This is a genomic window from Kitasatospora terrestris (assembly GCF_039542905.1).
Classification (GTDB): Bacteria; Actinomycetota; Actinomycetes; order Streptomycetales; family Streptomycetaceae; genus Kitasatospora; species Kitasatospora terrestris.
Genome location: NZ_BAABIS010000001.1, coordinates 4,965,170 through 4,979,541 on the forward strand (window position 1 = coordinate 4,965,170; position 14,372 = coordinate 4,979,541).

General features: G+C 73.3%; 14 protein-coding genes. 6 read left to right on the forward strand and 8 right to left on the reverse strand.

Features of this window, described 5'->3' with window-relative positions:
* Positions 1–3: 3 nt before the first annotated feature.
* Positions 4–1,782 (reverse strand): ATP-binding SpoIIE family protein phosphatase, encoded by a 1,779-nt coding sequence (locus ABEB06_RS22970; protein ID WP_345698768.1) that lies wholly within the window; start codon positions 1,780–1,782, stop codon positions 4–6.
* Positions 1,783–2,177: 395 nt separating this feature from the next.
* On the reverse strand, positions 2,178–5,150 hold the full coding sequence (locus ABEB06_RS22975) for an AfsR/SARP family transcriptional regulator (RefSeq protein ID WP_345698769.1): 2,973 nt from the start codon (positions 5,148–5,150) through the stop codon (positions 2,178–2,180).
* Positions 5,151–5,340: 190 nt separating this feature from the next.
* Here ABEB06_RS22975 and ABEB06_RS22980 point away from each other — a divergent pair, with 190 nt between their 5' ends.
* Entirely contained in the window at positions 5,341–5,541 is a 201-nt protein-coding gene (locus ABEB06_RS22980; RefSeq protein ID WP_345698770.1) for a hypothetical protein, read from the forward strand.
* Between the two features lie 57 nt (positions 5,542–5,598).
* Here the strand turns inward: ABEB06_RS22980 and ABEB06_RS22985 are convergent, their stop codons facing one another.
* Positions 5,599–7,266, reverse strand: a complete 1,668-nt coding sequence (locus tag ABEB06_RS22985; protein ID WP_345698771.1) for a fumarate hydratase — start codon at positions 7,264–7,266, stop codon at positions 5,599–5,601.
* 161 nt (positions 7,267–7,427) lie between these two features.
* Here ABEB06_RS22985 and ABEB06_RS22990 point away from each other — a divergent pair, with 161 nt between their 5' ends.
* Both ABEB06_RS22990 and ABEB06_RS22995 read left to right on the forward strand, forming a co-directional pair.
* On the forward strand, positions 7,428–8,150 hold the full coding sequence (locus ABEB06_RS22990) for a DUF1707 SHOCT-like domain-containing protein (RefSeq protein WP_425559677.1): 723 nt from the start codon (positions 7,428–7,430) through the stop codon (positions 8,148–8,150).
* A gap of 166 nt (positions 8,151–8,316) precedes the next feature.
* Complete coding sequence (locus ABEB06_RS22995) at positions 8,317–8,694, forward strand: WhiB family transcriptional regulator (protein WP_345698772.1); 378 nt, start codon at positions 8,317–8,319, stop codon at positions 8,692–8,694.
* Positions 8,695–8,728: 34 nt separating this feature from the next.
* On the opposite strand, the gene glpX is transcribed toward ABEB06_RS22995, so the two are convergent.
* Positions 8,729–9,769 carry a class II fructose-bisphosphatase gene (gene glpX, locus ABEB06_RS23000; RefSeq protein WP_345698773.1) on the reverse strand — a complete coding sequence of 347 codons (1,041 nt, stop codon included), beginning with the start codon at positions 9,767–9,769 and terminating at the stop codon, positions 8,729–8,731.
* 183 nt (positions 9,770–9,952) lie between these two features.
* On the opposite strand from glpX, the gene ABEB06_RS23005 reads away from it, so the two are divergent.
* Positions 9,953–10,477 (forward strand): DUF4245 domain-containing protein, encoded by a 525-nt coding sequence (locus ABEB06_RS23005; RefSeq protein ID WP_345698774.1) that lies wholly within the window; start codon positions 9,953–9,955, stop codon positions 10,475–10,477.
* A 67-nt stretch (positions 10,478–10,544) separates the two neighbouring features.
* On the opposite strand, the gene ABEB06_RS23010 is transcribed toward ABEB06_RS23005, so the two are convergent.
* Entirely contained in the window at positions 10,545–11,135 is a 591-nt protein-coding gene (locus ABEB06_RS23010; RefSeq protein WP_345698775.1) for a malonic semialdehyde reductase, read from the reverse strand.
* A 118-nt stretch (positions 11,136–11,253) separates the two neighbouring features.
* Complete coding sequence (locus tag ABEB06_RS23015) at positions 11,254–11,520, reverse strand: exodeoxyribonuclease VII small subunit (protein WP_345698776.1); 267 nt, start codon at positions 11,518–11,520, stop codon at positions 11,254–11,256.
* A 72-nt stretch (positions 11,521–11,592) separates the two neighbouring features.
* On the opposite strand from ABEB06_RS23015, the gene ABEB06_RS23020 reads away from it, so the two are divergent.
* Entirely contained in the window at positions 11,593–12,117 is a 525-nt protein-coding gene (locus ABEB06_RS23020) for a GNAT family N-acetyltransferase (protein WP_345698777.1), read from the forward strand.
* A gap of 7 nt (positions 12,118–12,124) precedes the next feature.
* On the opposite strand, the gene ABEB06_RS23025 is transcribed toward ABEB06_RS23020, so the two are convergent.
* Positions 12,125–12,661 (reverse strand): RNA polymerase sigma factor, encoded by a 537-nt coding sequence (locus ABEB06_RS23025; RefSeq protein ID WP_345698778.1) that lies wholly within the window; start codon positions 12,659–12,661, stop codon positions 12,125–12,127.
* A 235-nt stretch (positions 12,662–12,896) separates the two neighbouring features.
* On the opposite strand from ABEB06_RS23025, the gene ABEB06_RS23030 reads away from it, so the two are divergent.
* A complete protein-coding gene (locus ABEB06_RS23030; protein ID WP_345698779.1) occupies positions 12,897–13,172 on the forward strand; it encodes a hypothetical protein in 276 nt (91 codons plus the stop codon).
* On the opposite strand, the gene xseA is transcribed toward ABEB06_RS23030, so the two are convergent.
* The gene (xseA, locus tag ABEB06_RS23035; RefSeq protein ID WP_345698780.1) at positions 13,144–14,364 is read right to left on the reverse strand and encodes an exodeoxyribonuclease VII large subunit; all 1,221 of its coding nucleotides are present in this window, start codon (positions 14,362–14,364) and stop codon (positions 13,144–13,146) included. The genes ABEB06_RS23030 and xseA overlap by 29 nt on opposite strands.
* Between the last annotated feature and the right edge of the window lie 8 nt (positions 14,365–14,372).

Consider the following 14,372-nt stretch of genomic DNA (forward strand, 5'->3'; position numbering starts at 1 on the left):
CGCTCAGGCCCCCGGGCCCGGCCGCGGCAGGCGCTGCTCGAACCACACCACCTTGCCGGCGCCCAGCCGGGTGGCGCCCCAGCGGTCCGCACAGCGGGCCACGATCTGCAGGCCGCGGCCGCGCTCGTCGTCGGGCGCGGCCCGGCGGGGGCGGGGCAGGGCCGCGTTGTCGTCGCCGACCTCGCAGCGCAGCAGCGAGGTGCGCACCAGCCGCAGGGTGACCGGCCGGGTGGCGTGCTGGATCGCGTTGGTGACCAGCTCGCTGACCATCAACTCGGTCTTCTCGGTGAGGTGTTCCAGCCCCCAGCGGCGCAACGCGTGGGCGGCCAGCCGGCGGGCCCGGCCGGGCGTCTCGTGCCGGGGCTGGAGGTACCAGTAGGCGACGTCCTCGGCCGGGATGCCGTCGAAGGCGGCGGCGAGCAGCGCGATGTCGTCGCCGCGGTCGCCGGACGGCAGGATCCGCAGCGCCTCCTGGCACAGGTGCTCGGGGGAGTGCGCGTGCGCGCCGGCGAGCCGGGCGCGCAGCAGTTCGAGACCGGTGGTGAGCGAGCGCCGCCGGGTCTCCACCAGCCCGTCGGTGAACAGCAGCAGCGCGGAGCCGGGCGGCGCGGGCAGCTCGACGGAGGCGAAGTCGACGCCGCCGACGCCGATCGGGGCGCCGGCCGGCAGGTCGAGCAGTTCGGCGCCGCCGTCGGGGCGGACCAGCACGGGCGGGACGTGCCCGGCGTTGGCGACCGTCACCCGGTTGCCGATCGGGTCGTAGACCGCGTACACGCAGGTCGCCAAGTGCTGTTCCCGGCCCAGGCGTTGGGCCTGCTCGTCGAGGTGGTAGAGGACCTCGTGCGGTGGCAGGTCGAGCCCGGCGAGGGTCTGCGCGCTGGTGCGCAGCTGGCCCATCACGGCGGCCGAGGTGAGTGAGTGGCCCATCACGTCGCCGACGATCAGGGCGACCCGGTTGCCGGGCAGCGGGATGGAGTCGTACCAGTCGCCGCCGACCTGCGCCCCGCGCTCGCCGGGCAGGTAGCGGTGCGCCAGGCGCACGCCGTGCGGCTGCGGGAGGTGCGCGGGCAGCATGGAGCGCTGGAGCTGGTCGGCGATCTCCCACTCGCGGGTGTAGCGCAGCGCGGTGTCGACGGCCAGCCCGGCCTGGGTGGCGAGGTGGCCGGCCGTGGCGGTGTCGGTGCCGTCGAAGCCGGCCGGGCCCTCCTTGCCGGGGCGGCGGACCAGCAGCAGCATGCCGAGGGCGGTGTCCCGCCCGTGCAGCGGGAGGGCGAGCAGCGCCGTGCCGGCGGGCAGCCGGCCGAGGCCGCGGGCGCCGAGGAGTTCGGTGAGGAGCGGTCGGTGCGGGTCGGCGCCGGGCCGGCCGAGCACCACCGGGCCGGTGGGCAGGCGCAGCCGCAGGGCGCGGGCGAGCGGCCCGCCGGGGTCGACCGGGCGGAGCCGGGAGCGGCGGCCGAGCCGGGTGCCCTGGGTGTGGTGGACGCGCAGCGCGGCCGGTTCGCCGGTGGCGAGTTCGACGTTGGGCAGCGGGTCGCGCAGCTGGACGACCAGGGCGTCGGCGAGTGCCGGGACGAGCACGCGGCCGAGGTTGCGCAGGGTGGTGGCGAGGTCGAGCGAGCTGTTGATCCGCCGGGCGGCGGTGTCCAGGCGGGTGAGCCGCTCCGCCAGCCGGGGCCGGTCCGACGCGGGCGGGCGGTCGGTCGGGCCGTCCTGCGACGCCGGGTGCCGCTGGACCGGGACGGTCGGCGGCTGGCCCGCGAGGGGTTTTCGATGGTCGCGCACGGGCTGCCCTGTTCTTCAGACGGGTCAGACGTCGATCGCCCTTCGCCGGGTGTACCGGCCTTCGAGAATATGCGTGATCTCCGGCGGATGGGGCACCTTTCCGGCCAACTCGTGACCCATGGGGCCAATCCCACCGGACGGTGGAAGCGCGGGGTGCGGACGGGGTGGTGAGCGGAGCCGTTTCGCGCCGCATGGCGCGCACTCCCGGGAACCGCGCCGACCTGCGCGGACGTCCTTGGCGACGGTGCGTACGGCGACGTTTATCGAACGTCAATCGGGACCTGGCAGAGTCTTCCTCAGCGCCGGGGAAGCGTCAGGGCGTTCCCGCAGCCGGGGGGCTGCGGGAACGCCGACGCACCGAGGGGGGAAGGCCGCCGGTCCGGGGGGAGAGGCGGCTACGGCGCGGGGGGAGCGGTGGGCTCGGTGTGCTGATCGGAGATGAGGCTCTGCACGGGGAGGGCCTCGGGCACACCGAGCCGGGTGAAGACCGCGTGCGCCTCGCTCAGGCACGCCAGGCCGCGGGCCGGCTGCCCGAGCGCCAGCAGCGCCTCGCCGAGCGCCGCGTTGGCCAGCCCCTGGCAGTAGGCCGCGTCGATCTCCTGGGCGATGGACAGCGACTCCTCGGCGGCCTCCGCCGCCTGCGGGTGCTGGCCCTCGTCCAGCAGGCAGGCTGCCAGCCGGGCCAGCGCGTAGCCCTCCCAGAACCTCAACTGCTGCGACTGGAACAGTCCGTGCGCCTCGCGCAGCGCGCGCGCCGCCTCCGCCGTCGAACCGGTGGCTCTCAGCACCACGCCCAGCTGGTACAGGGTGTCCGCCAGGCACGGCGTGTTGCCGGCGGTCCGGGCCACCGCCACGGCGGCCCGCGCCGACTCCACCGCCTCCGCGTGCCGGCCCAGCCCGACGTACGCCCGGGCCATGTTGCCCAGCAGCCGGGCCTCGCCGATGGAGGCGCCCAGCGCCCGGCTGATCTCGTGCGCCTGCTGGTAGAACGGCAGCGCCTCGTCGGTCCGGCCGGCCAGGTCCAGGACGACGGCCAGCTCGTTGGCGACCGACGCCCGCAGGTGGGTGAGGTCGTCCGGTGCCTGGAGGCCGAGGCTCTGTCGCAGCGAGGCCTCCGCCTCGGTGAGCTCGCCGGTCATCTGCTGGACGTGGCCCAGCGCGTACCGGATCCGGGCCAGCGCGTCGGTGTCGCGCTGCGTCTGGGCGCCGGAGGCCGCGGTGCGCAGGGCGTTGCCGATCCGCGGGCTCAGCGTCGGGTCCTCGACCAGCGCGCGCAGCACCAGCACCACGTCGACCCCCGGCCGCAGCAGGGCCGGCGGGCCGTCGACGGCCCGCTCCACCGCGCTGAGCAGGAGCGCGAGTTCGGACCGCAGCCAGTCCCGGGCGGAGGTGCTGTCCGCGAGCCGCAGACCCGCGGTGGTCGAGTCGTGCAGCAGCTCGCTCAGCTCGTCGTCCGGTTCGAGCACCCGGGCGGCGTTCTGCAAGGTGGCGAGCAGCAGGTCGAGCAGCCGCAGCAGGGCGGCCTGCTGTTCGGCGGTGTCCCCGAGGCGCTCGTTCTGCCGCTGCGCGTACAGCCGCAGCAGGTCGTGGTAGCGGTAACGGCCCGGGGTGAAGCACTCCAGCATGTTGGCCTCGACCAGCGCCTCGGCCAGGTCCTCGGCCGCGCGTTCCTCGGTGCCGAGCAACGCGGCGACGGCCGACAGCGGCAGGTCGGGCGAGTCGACGACGGAGAGCAGGCGGAACGCCCGAGCCTCCTCCGGCTGCAGCTGGCCGTAGCCGAGACCGATGGTGGTCTCCACGGCCAGATTGCCGAGCTGGAGTTCTTGGAGCCGGTTCCGCTGGTCCGCTAACCGCCGCGCGAGGTCCGAGACGCTCCAGCGCGGCCGGCTGGCGAGGCGTGCGGCGGCGATCCGGACGGCGAGCGGGAGGAAGCCGCACGCGGTGACCACGGCCAGCGCGGCCTCCGGTTCGGCGGCCACCCGTTCGATCCCGACGATGGCCGAGAACAGTGCCAGCGCCTCGTCCGGGGTGAGCTCCTCGATGTCGATCAGGTGCGCGCCGGGGATCTCCGCCAGCCGGGAGCGGCTGGTGACCATCACGGCGTTGCCGGAGACCCCGGGGATCAGCGGCAGCAGTTGCCGGGCGTCCCTGGCGTTGTCGAGCAGGATCAGCATCCGCTTGTCGGCCAGCAGCGAGCGGTACAGCGCAGCGCGCTGGTCGAGCGAGTCGGGGGTGTCCGTCACGCCGAGCGCGTGCAGGAAGTCACCTAGCACCACGGCCGGTTCGGCGGGCGACTCGCCCGCGCCGCGCAGGTCCACGTACAGCTGGCCGTCCGGGAAGTCCGGGCGCAGACCGTGGGCGACGTGCACCGCCAGGGTGGTCTTGCCGACGCCGCCGATGCCGGCCAGCGAGGTGACCACCACGGCCTGCCCGGAGCCGGCTCGCAGGACGTCCCGCAGCTCATGAACGATCTTGGATCGCCCGCTGAAGTCGGATACGTCCGCCGGCAGTTGGGCGGGCGGCACGAAAGCGGCCGACTCCTCGACCTCGCCGCGCGGCGCGGCCGCCGCGGTCGGCATCAGCGTCGGGTCGCCGGCCAGGATCCGGGCGTGCATCGCGGCCAGCCCGCTGCCGGGCTCGACCCCGAGCTCCTCGATCAGCAGCTTGCGGGTGTCCGCGTAGACACCCAGCGACTCGGCCTGTCGGCCGCAGCGGTACAGCGCCAGCATCAGCAGCTCGCGCAGCCGCTCGCGCAGCGGCTGCGCGGCGCACAGCGCGCTCAGCTCGGAGACCACCTCGGCATGCAGGCCGATCTCCAGTGCCACGGCGCAGCGCTCCTCGGCGACCGCGATCTGACGCTCGGCCAGCCGGTTGCGCTGCGCCTCCGCGTACGGGCCGGGCACCCCGGGCAGCGGTTTGCCGCGCCACAGTGCCAGGGCGGAGAGCAGGAGGTCGTGCGAACCGCGGTAGTCGCCCGCCGACTTGGCGTCGGCGGCCTCGGCGACCTGCCGCTCGAAGCTGGCGAGGTCCAGCGACTGCGCCGGGATCCGCAGCGCGTACCCGTCGGAGACCGAGACCAGGATCTCGGCCGGCTTGCGGGTCTCGCGGTTCGGTTCGATGACGGTGCGCAGGCGGGAGACGTACGTGCGCAGTGCGGCCAGTGCCTGCGGCGGGGTGCGCTCGCCCCAGATGCCGTCGACCAGGTCGTCGGTGGTGACCGGGCGGCCGTGGCTGAGCAGCAGTGCGGTCAGCACGGCCTGTTGCTGCGGCGAGCCGAGGGCCAGTGCCCTTTCGCCGTGCCAGGCCTGCACCGGGCCGAGCACCTGGAACCGCAGTGCGTCGGTGGACGGTGTCCCCTGATGCTCCATGTCCTCCCCCGATGTGATGGCTGGTCCGCCCGTGAAGTGTCCAGCCTATGAGACCGCGCGCAAACATCCACGAACAGGAAAGGGCGTGGATCGTTTATAGGACATTTAACGGTCCCTACGATACTGTCCGGGCGCCCAGGAGGATCCTTCCGGGCCGTTCGATCTGATGACCCGAAAGGCGGCCCAAGCCATGGCCGACGAGACCACCACCCCGGTTGCTGCCGAGACCGTGCCCACCGAGCACAGCGCGACCCCGGTCGACCCGAACGCGATCGAGCAGGCGCTCGAACTGCTGGCCGCCGACCCCGAGCCGACCGTCGAGCCGGCCACCGAGGAGCCCAAGAACGACGAGGTCTTCGAGCCGCTCGGCAACATCACCAGCCGCCCGTGACCCGACGCACCGAATGCCCCGGTCCGCACGGACCGGGGCATTCGTCGTTCGCGGGGCCTACTCGGCCGAGCGCACCCGCAGGCTGGTGATCAGCGGGCCGTCGGTGACCTCGGCGAAGAAGTCGTTGCCCTTGTCGTCCACCACGATGAACGCGGGGAAGTCCTCGACCTCGATCCGCCAGACCGCCTCCATACCGAGCTCGGGGTACTCGAGCACCTCGACCTTCTTGATGCAGTCCTGGGCCAGGCGCGCGGCGGGTCCGCCGATCGAGCCGAGGTAGAAGCCGCCGTGGGTGCCGCAGGCCTGGGTGACCTGCTTGGAGCGGTTGCCCTTGGCGAGCATCACCATCGAGCCGCCGGCCGCCTGGAACTGGTCCACGTAGGAGTCCATCCGGCCGGCCGTGGTCGGGCCGAAGGAGCCGGAGGCGAAGCCCTCGGGGGTCTTTGCCGGGCCCGCGTAGTACACCGGGTGGTCCTTCATGTACTGCGGCATGCCCTGGCCGGCGTCCAGCCGCTCCTTGATCTTGGCGTGCGCGATGTCGCGCGCCACCACCAGGGTGCCGGACAGCGAGAGGCGGGTCTTCACCGGGTACTTGGACAGCTGCGCCCGGATCTCGCTCATCGGCTGGTTCAGGTCGACCCGGACCACCTCGCCGTCGAGGTGGGCGTCGGTGGTCTCCGGCAGGTACTTGGCCGGCTCGGTCTCCAGCTGCTCCAGGAAGACGCCCTCGGCGGTGATCTTGCCCAGCGCCTGGCGGTCGGCGGAGCAGGAGACCGCCATCGCGACCGGCAGCGAGGCGCCGTGCCGCGGCAGGCGGATCACCCGCACGTCGTGGCAGAAGTACTTGCCGCCGAACTGCGCGCCGATGCCGATCTTCTGGGTCAGCTCGAAGACCTTCTGCTCCAGCTCCAGGTCGCGGAAGCCGTGGCCGGTCTTCGCGTCGCCGCCGGTCGGCAGGTTGTCCAGGTAGTGCGCCGAGGCGTACTTGGCGGTCTTCAGCGCGAACTCGGCGCTGGTGCCGCCGACCACGATCGCCAGGTGGTACGGCGGGCAGGCCGCGGTGCCCAGCGAGCGGATCTTCTGCTCCAGGAAGGAGAGCATCGACGACTCGTTGAGGATCGCCTTGGTCTCCTGGTACAGGTACGACTTGTTGGCCGAGCCGCCGCCCTTGGCCATGAAGAGGAACTTGTACGCGTCGCCGTCGGTGGCGTACAGCTCGATCTGGGCCGGCAGGTTGTTGCCGGTGTTCTTCTCGTCCCACATGGTCACCGGGGCCATCTGGGAGTAGCGCAGGTTGAGCTTGGTGTACGCGTCGTACACGCCGCGGGCGATCGCGGACTCGTCCTGGCCGGAGGTGAGCACGTTCTGGCCGCGCTTGCCCATCACGATCGCGGTGCCGGTGTCCTGGCACATCGGGAGGATGCCGCCGGCCGAGATGTTGACGTTCTTCAGCAGGTCCAGCGCCACGAAGCGGTCGTTCGGGCTGGCCTCCGGGTCGTCCAGGATGCGGCGCAGCTGGGCGAGGTGCGCGGGGCGCAGGTAGTGCGAGATGTCGTGCATCGCCTCGGCGGTGAGCAGCCGCAGCGCCTCGGGCTCCACCTGGAGGAACGTGCGACCGCCGGCCTCGAAGGTCGAGACGCCCTCGGAGGTGATCTTCCGGTACGGCGTCGGGTCGGCACCGAGCGGGAGCAGGTCGCTGTAGGCGAACTCTGGCGTGGGAGCCATGGGGGAGATCCTCAGTTCTGTCAGCTGCGTCGACGAAGCACCCTCCAGGGTAGGTGCACCCGGTCGGTGCCCGGCGGCCAGGTGGGCCTGCGTGACAGGGGTCACGCCCAATCCGCCGAACTGCCGTTCGGTGCCGGGTGGGCCTGGATAGGCTGTGTGACGTGGACAACGCTGCAGCCCAGGACGGCCCGGGCACCGAGGGCCGCGAGCCCGTACCGATGAACAAGGCCGTGACCCGGCCCGAGTCCGCCCCCGTCGCCGAGGCGGACCTGCGCTGCTCCGACGCCGACCGCGAGCGGGTCGCCGAACTGCTCCGGGACGCCTACGCCGAGGGCCGGCTGACCGTCGACGAGCACGCCGAGCGGATCGAGGCGGCCTACGGCGCCAAGACCTTCGGCGATCTCGTCCCGCTCACCCGCGACCTGCCGGTGGCCGGCGGGACCCCGCGCCCGTCGATGGAGAAGCCGCCGCTCGGCGGGAGCACCCAGCTGCCCCCGGCCCGCACCGAGTCCCCGTCCATGGTCGCGGTGTTCGGCGGCGCCACCCGCAAGGGCCGCTGGCGGGTCGGCTCGCACCTGCGCGCGATCGCCGTCTTCGGCGGGGTGGACATCGACCTCACCGACGCCGTCTTCGAGTCGCCCGAGGTGGTGATCGAGGTGGCCGCGGTCTTCGGCGGCGTGGACATCAAGGTGCCGGAGAACGTCTCGCTGCACGGCAGCGGCGTCGGCATCTTCGGCGGCTTCGACGTCAAGGAGCAGACCTCGCCGGACCCGTACGCGCCGGTGGTGCGGATCAAGGGCGGCGCGGTGTTCGGCGGCTGCAGCGCGCGGCCGCGCCGGGGCAAGAAGCTCAAGGAGTGGGTGCGCAAGCAGCTCGACGGCTGACGGCGCCGGTCGGCGGCCGGGCGGCGGAATCCTGCGCTCCGTCAATTCCCGCGCGGGCACTCGGCGTTGCGTCGAGTGCACTGCGTAGTCGGTTGCGTGCGGTGTGCATGAATCGGGATACCGCGGGGTAGTTCCCCTCGCACACTTCCCCGTGCCATGCCAAGCCATGTCCCTGGTCAGTCAGGAGTACGCCGTGCTGCATCCCATCGAGTCCAGCACCCCCCGCGCCGCCGCGGTGGAGGACGACCCCTGGCACACCGGTGCGGCCTGCCGCAGCGACGAGGCGGGGCTGTTCTTCGCCCCCTCCAAGGAGCCGACGGCGGCCCGGCTGGCCCGGGAGGAGCAGGCGAAGCGGGTCTGCGCGCGCTGCCCGGTGCTGCTGGAGTGCCGCGAGCACGCGCTCGCGCAGCCGGAGCCGTACGGCGTCTGGGGCGGTCTCACCGCGGCCGAGCGCAGGGTCGTCCTCACCCGCCGCCGGCGCCGCGACCTCGAACTCCGGGACTCCCGCCGGCTCGCCGCCGAGCCCCGCCGGATAGCCGGCTGAGGGGCGCGGGGCGGGCCGTGGCGGGGGGCCGGGGCTAGTTCGCCCGGTCGAAGTCGATCGCGCTGTACGCCCGCAGCTTCGACAGCCGGTGGGTGGCGTGGACCTCGCGGATCGTGCCGCTCTTGGAGCGCATCACCAGGGAGCTGGTGGTGGCGGTCTCCTGGCGGTAGTGCACGCCGCGGAGCAGCTCGCCGTCGGTGATGCCGGTGGCCACGAAGAACACGTTCTCGCCGCTGACCAGGTCGTTGGTGGTCAGGACGCGGTCCAGGTCGTGCCCGGCGTCCAGCGCCTTCTGCCGCTCGGCCTCGTCCTTCGGCCACAGCCGGCCCTGGATCACGCCGCCCATGCATTTCATGGCGCAGGCCGCGATGATGCCCTCGGGGGTGCCGCCGACGCCCATCAGCAGGTCGACGCCGGTGCCCTCGCGGGCCGCCATGATGGCGCCGGCCACGTCGCCGTCGGAGATGTACTTGATGCGCGCGCCGGCCTCGCGGATCTCCCGGACCAGGCCCTCGTGGCGCGGGCGGTCCAGCACCACCACGGTGACGTCCTCGACGGCGATGCCCTTGGCCTTGGCGACCCGGCGGATGTTGACCGCGGTCGGGGCGGTGATGTCGACGAAGTCGGCCGCCTCCGGGCCGGTCACCAGCTTGTCCATGTAGAACACCGCGCTGGGGTCGAACATGGTGCCGCGGTCGGCCACCGCGAGCACGGCGACGGCGTTGTGCATGCCCTTGGCGGTCAGCGTGGTGCCGTCCACCGGGTCCACCGCCACGTCGCACTCCGCGCCGGTGCCGTCGCCGACCCGCTCGCCGTTGTAGAGCATCGGCGCTTCGTCCTTCTCGCCCTCGCCGATGACGACCACGCCGTTCATCGAGACGGTCGAGACCAGGGTGCGCATGGCCTTCACGGCCGCGCCGTCGGCGCCGTTCTTGTCGCCGCGGCCGACCCAGCGGCCCGCCGCCATCGCGGCGGCCTCGGTGACGCGGACCAGTTCGAGGGCGAGGTTGCGGTCCGGGGCCTCCGGAGCGACCTCGAGGGAGCTGGGGAGGTTGTGCGGGTACTGCGCGGTCATCGTCGTTACCTCTCTGTACGCGACGGCCTGTGAGCGCCCGACTACTGCCTGCGTCGAACGCCGTGGTGAGGGTGGTGCGATCGTATCCGCCCACCGGACGGGTGTCTGTGGCGCACCTCCCGGCCGGCCGGCCGCCGGGTCCCGGGCGCAGGGCCCCGGGTAAGCCCGCCTACCATGGGCCGGGTGGCAGGCAACAGCAGCAAGAGAGGCCGGCAGACCGTACGGGACATGATCCTGTCGATGCTGGCGGTAGGCGGCGTCGCGGCCGTGGGCTTCGTCTTCCTCCCGCACTCGGCGGGCGACGGCGTCCACACGGTCGACTACCGGAGCGCGCTCGCCTCGGCGAAGCGGGCCGCGCCGTTCCCGGTGCTCGGTCCGCAGGGGCTCTCCGACCAGTGGCGGGCGACGTCGGTCGAGTACCGCGCGGACAAGAACGGCCACGAGGTCTGGCACCTGGGCTTCGTCACCCCGTCCGGGCAGTACGCGGCCGTCGAGCAGAGCGCGGTCGACCGGGACGCGCTGCTCGCCGACAAGGTGCCCGGCTTCACCGCCGACGGCAGCTCCACGGTGGCCGGCCAGGAGTGGCCGCGCTTCAAGGGTGAGCGCTACCGCGGCCTGACCCACCCGGCCGGCACCACCGGCACCACGGTGGTCACCGGCACCGCGACGTACGAGGAGCTGGCGCAGCTCGCCGAGGCGCTCAAGTAGCCCTCCCGGTCGCAGGACGCGAGAAGGGCCCCCGCCGGAGCGGGGGCCCTTCGCCGTCGCCGTCCGGTCAGACGGTGGTGACGACCTCGTCGTAGGCCAGGCGCGGGCCGCGCGGGAACCAGGCGTTCTCGCCGGGCTTGCCGATGTTCACCACGGCGAGGACGGTGTGCTCGCCGTCGCCGAAGAACTCCTTGTCGATGCCCGCGGCGTCGTAACCGGCCATCGGGCCGGCGGCCAGGCCGGCGGCGCGGACGCCGATGATGAAGTAGCCGGCCTGCAGGGCGGCGTTCATCGCGGCCATCGGCTCACGGCCGGCGCGGTCGGAGAGCATGTCCTTGGCGCCCGGGAAGTGCGGGAACTGGGTCGGCAGCTCCTCGTGGAACTCGTTGTCCACGGCCAGGATGGCCACCAGCGGGGCGCTGGCGGTCTTCTCCTTGTTGCCGTCGCTCATCAGGTTGACCAGGCGCTCGCGGGCCTCCGGGGTGCGGACCAGCACCACGCGCAGCGGCTGGGCGTTCATGGCGGTCGGGCCGAACTTGACCAGGTCGTAGATCGCCTGGACCTGCTCGTCGGTGACGGGCTCGTCGGTGAACGTGTTGGCCGTGCGGGCCTCACGGAAGAGCAGGTCCTGAGCGGCGGCGTCGAGAGCCAGGGTCATGATGTCCTACCTCATGCTGAATTCGGATGGCGGCATTGGTGCCGCACACCCGCTTCCAACAGTGGGTGAACGTTAAACCATTCCGTGCGGACAAGTGATACGCATCACAGCCACTCCGTCACGGCCGGGCCTGCGGGTCGCCGTCCGCCCCCTCCGCCGCCAGCGCTGCGTCCAGCCGGGCCCGGGCGCCGTCCAGCCAGCGCTGGCACACCTTCGCCAGCCGCTCGCCGCGCTCCCAGAGCGCCAGCGACTCCTCCAGCGAGGTACCGCCGGTCTCCAACCGCCGCACCACCTCCAGCAGTTCGTCCCGCGCCTGCTCGTAGCCGAGCGCGTCGTCCGCCCCCGGCGCCGTACCGGTGACCTCGCCGTTGCCCTGATCAGCCATGGCGCCCAGCGTAGGGCCTGTCGCCGACAAAACCCGCTGCGCCCGGCACGGGCCGCGCCTATCCTGCGCGCCATGACCCCCGAACGCCCCGTTCCGGCCCGCGCCGCGGTGCCGCGCCCGACCCCGGTGCGCCCCGCCCGGCCCGCCGACGCGCCCGAGCTGGTCCGCCTGCGCGGCCTGATGTTCGCCGCGATGACCGGCGCCGAGGACCACGGCCCCTGGCGGGCCACCGCCGAGGCGGAGCTCCGGGCCCGGCTGGCCGAGCCCGTGCGGACCCTGGCCGCGTTCGTGGTGGACGACCCCGCCGACCCGGGCCGGCTGGCGTCCTGCGCGGTCGGCACCCTGGAGCGCCGACTGCCCGCGCCCGGCCACCCGGACGGGCTCTTCGGCTTCGTCTTCAACATCTGCACCGACCCCGGGCAGCGCTCGCGCGGCTACGCCCGCGCCTGCACCGAGGCCCTGCTCGCCTGGTTCGACGCCCACCGGGCCACCAGGATCGACCTGCACGCCAGCGACGGCGGCGAGGCGCTCTACCGCAGCCTCGGCTTCCACGAGCACTCCACGGCGCTCTCCCGCACCCGGCCGCTCGAGGGCTGACGCCGGGTCACTTGTCGCCGAGGGCGTGCCGCAGGTTGGCCCGGGCCCGGTAGGTGAGGGTCTTCACGGCGCCCACCCGCAGGCCGATCCGGTCGGCGATCTCGTGGGAGCTCAGCTCTTCCCAGTACCGCATGGTGAGCACGGTGCGCTGCCGGTCGTTCAGCGACTCCAGCGCCGCCCAGACCCGGTCGGCGTCGACCGCCGCCAGCACCGCCTCCTCCACCCGCACGCCGGAGTCGGTGTCGGCGACCGTCGCCACCGCCGACTCCCGGCGGGTGGAGCGGCGTTTGTCGTGGTCGAGCATCACATTGCGCGCGATGGTCACCATCCACGCGCCGATGTCCTTGCCGGTCCAGCGGAAACCGTGAATTCCCGCCATTGCCCTGACAAAAGTGTCCTGGGCGAGATCCTCGGCCAGGACGCGATTTCCGGTCCGCCGGATCAGGAACGCCAACACCACGCCGTGATAAGCGAGATAGAGCTGTGCCCAGGCCTCGCTGTCCCCGGACTTCGCGGCCTCGACTAGGGAAGGTCTCACTTCCATGGGAACCTCCGGGAAAGGGGAGGCGTCACGCTACGAGCCGTTGTGCCCGACGGCAAGCGATTCCCCGAAAATGCCCCCCGATCGGCCGCAGCGCCCGCCCGCGAGCCGCCGCCGGGGGCTCGAACCCCGGGCGTCCGGCGCGAAATCCCGGCAATTTTCCGCAATTCTCCAGGTGATCTTTCCGTCGGGAGTACGCTCACCCCCCACCCCGACCGATCGCGAAAGCGAGCACGTAATGCGGGAAATCCTGCCTGCCGCCGTCCTCTGCTGCCTGGCCGTCGCCGGCCTGGCCGGCACCGGGTACGCCATCGCCCGGCTGCGCCGCTACCTGGGCGGCGCCCAGCAGCGCGAGGCCCGCGCCCTGGCCGAGCTGACCTCCGCCCAGACCAGCGCCGTCCTGCTGCGGCTGCTCGCCGACGTCCACGCCGAACTGCGCCGCGCCAACGCCGAGCGCGGCCGGCCGCGGGACGCCCGCGAGCCGCTCAGCCGCCGTCCGGAGCAGCCGCCGTGACGTCGAACCCGCCGCCCGCCACCCGGGCGTGCAGCGTCTCGCCCGCCGCCACCCGCGCCGGGTCGGTCACCACCTCGCCGTCCGCCTTCTGCAGCACCGCGTAGCCGCGCTCCAGCGTCGCCAGCGGCGACAGCGCCACCACCCGGGCCAGCGCATGGCCCAGGTCCGTCTGCGCGTGGTCCAGCCGGTGCCCGAGCACCCGCCGGGCCCGGCCGAGCAGCGCCTCCAGCTCCTCGCCGCGCGCCACCAGGGCCTGCTGCGGCGCCGCGAGCGCGGGCCGGCTGCGCAGCGCGGCCAGCCCGGCCAGCTCCCGCTCCACCCGGTGCCCGACCGCCCGGCGCGCCCGGTCGCGCAGCTGGTGCACCCGGGCCAGCTCCTCGCCGACGTCCGGCACCACCCGCTTGGCCGCGTCGGTCGGGGTGGACGCCCGCAGGTCCGCGACGAAGTCCAGCAGCGGCTGGTCCGGCTCGTGCCCGATCGCACTGACCACCGGGGTGGTCGCGGCGGCCACCGTCCGGATCAACTCCTCGTCGGAGAACGGCAGCAGGTCCTCCACGCTGCCGCCGCCGCGGGCCACGACGATCACGTCCACCTCCGGGTGGCCGTCCAGCTCCCGTACCGCCGCGGCGACCTGGCCCGCCGCGCTGGGGCCCTGCACCAGCACGTTGCGGACCTCGAAGCGGACCGCCGGCCAGCGGCGGCGGGCGTTCTCCAGCACGTCGCGCTCGGCCGCCGAACCGCGGCCGGTCACCAGGCCGATCCGGTCCGGCAGGAACGGCAGCGACCGCTTGCGGGCCGGCTCGAACAGGCCCTCCTCGAACAGTCGGCGCTTCAACTGCTCCAGCCGGGCCAGCAGTTCGCCCAGCCCCACCAGCCGGATCTCGGTCGCCCGCAGCGAGAGCGTGCCGCGCGCGGTGTACCACTCCGGCTTGGCGTGGACGATGATCCGCGAGCCCTCCTGGACGGCCTCCGCGACCTGGTCGAAGACCGAGCGGAAGCACGTGACGGTCAGCGAGACGTCCCGCTCCGGGTCGCGCAGCGTCAGGAACACCATGCCCGCCCCGGGCCGCCGGTTCAGCTGGGCGATCTGCCCCTCCACCCACACCTCCCCGAGCCGGTCGATCCACCCGCCGATCAGCGCGGAGACCTTCCCCACCGGTACCGGGGCTTCGGGCGAGCTCGTGTTGGCCATGGGGACGA

What these genes read in the sequence shown, in the direction of transcription:
- ABEB06_RS22985 (WP_345698771.1), bottom strand. Translation starts at nt 7,266, where the DNA reads ATGGCTCCCACGCCAGAGTTCGCCTACAGCGACCTGCTCCCGCTCGGT.
- glpX (WP_345698773.1), bottom strand. Translation starts at nt 9,769, where the DNA reads ATGACCGCGCAGTACCCGCACAACCTCCCCAGCTCCCTCGAGGTCGCT.
- ABEB06_RS23010 (WP_345698775.1), bottom strand. Translation starts at nt 11,135, where the DNA reads ATGACCCTGGCTCTCGACGCCGCCGCTCAGGACCTGCTCTTCCGTGAG.
- ABEB06_RS23020 (WP_345698777.1), top strand. Translation starts at nt 11,593, where the DNA reads ATGACCCCCGAACGCCCCGTTCCGGCCCGCGCCGCGGTGCCGCGCCCG.
- ABEB06_RS22980 (WP_345698770.1), top strand. Translation starts at nt 5,341, where the DNA reads ATGGCCGACGAGACCACCACCCCGGTTGCTGCCGAGACCGTGCCCACC.
- xseA (WP_345698780.1), bottom strand. Translation starts at nt 14,364, where the DNA reads ATGGCCAACACGAGCTCGCCCGAAGCCCCGGTACCGGTGGGGAAGGTC.
- ABEB06_RS23025 (WP_345698778.1), bottom strand. Translation starts at nt 12,661, where the DNA reads ATGGAAGTGAGACCTTCCCTAGTCGAGGCCGCGAAGTCCGGGGACAGC.
- ABEB06_RS23015 (WP_345698776.1), bottom strand. Translation starts at nt 11,520, where the DNA reads ATGGCTGATCAGGGCAACGGCGAGGTCACCGGTACGGCGCCGGGGGCG.
- ABEB06_RS22995 (WP_345698772.1), top strand. Translation starts at nt 8,317, where the DNA reads ATGTCCCTGGTCAGTCAGGAGTACGCCGTGCTGCATCCCATCGAGTCC.
- ABEB06_RS23030 (WP_345698779.1), top strand. Translation starts at nt 12,897, where the DNA reads ATGCGGGAAATCCTGCCTGCCGCCGTCCTCTGCTGCCTGGCCGTCGCC.
- ABEB06_RS22975 (WP_345698769.1), bottom strand. Translation starts at nt 5,150, where the DNA reads ATGGAGCATCAGGGGACACCGTCCACCGACGCACTGCGGTTCCAGGTG.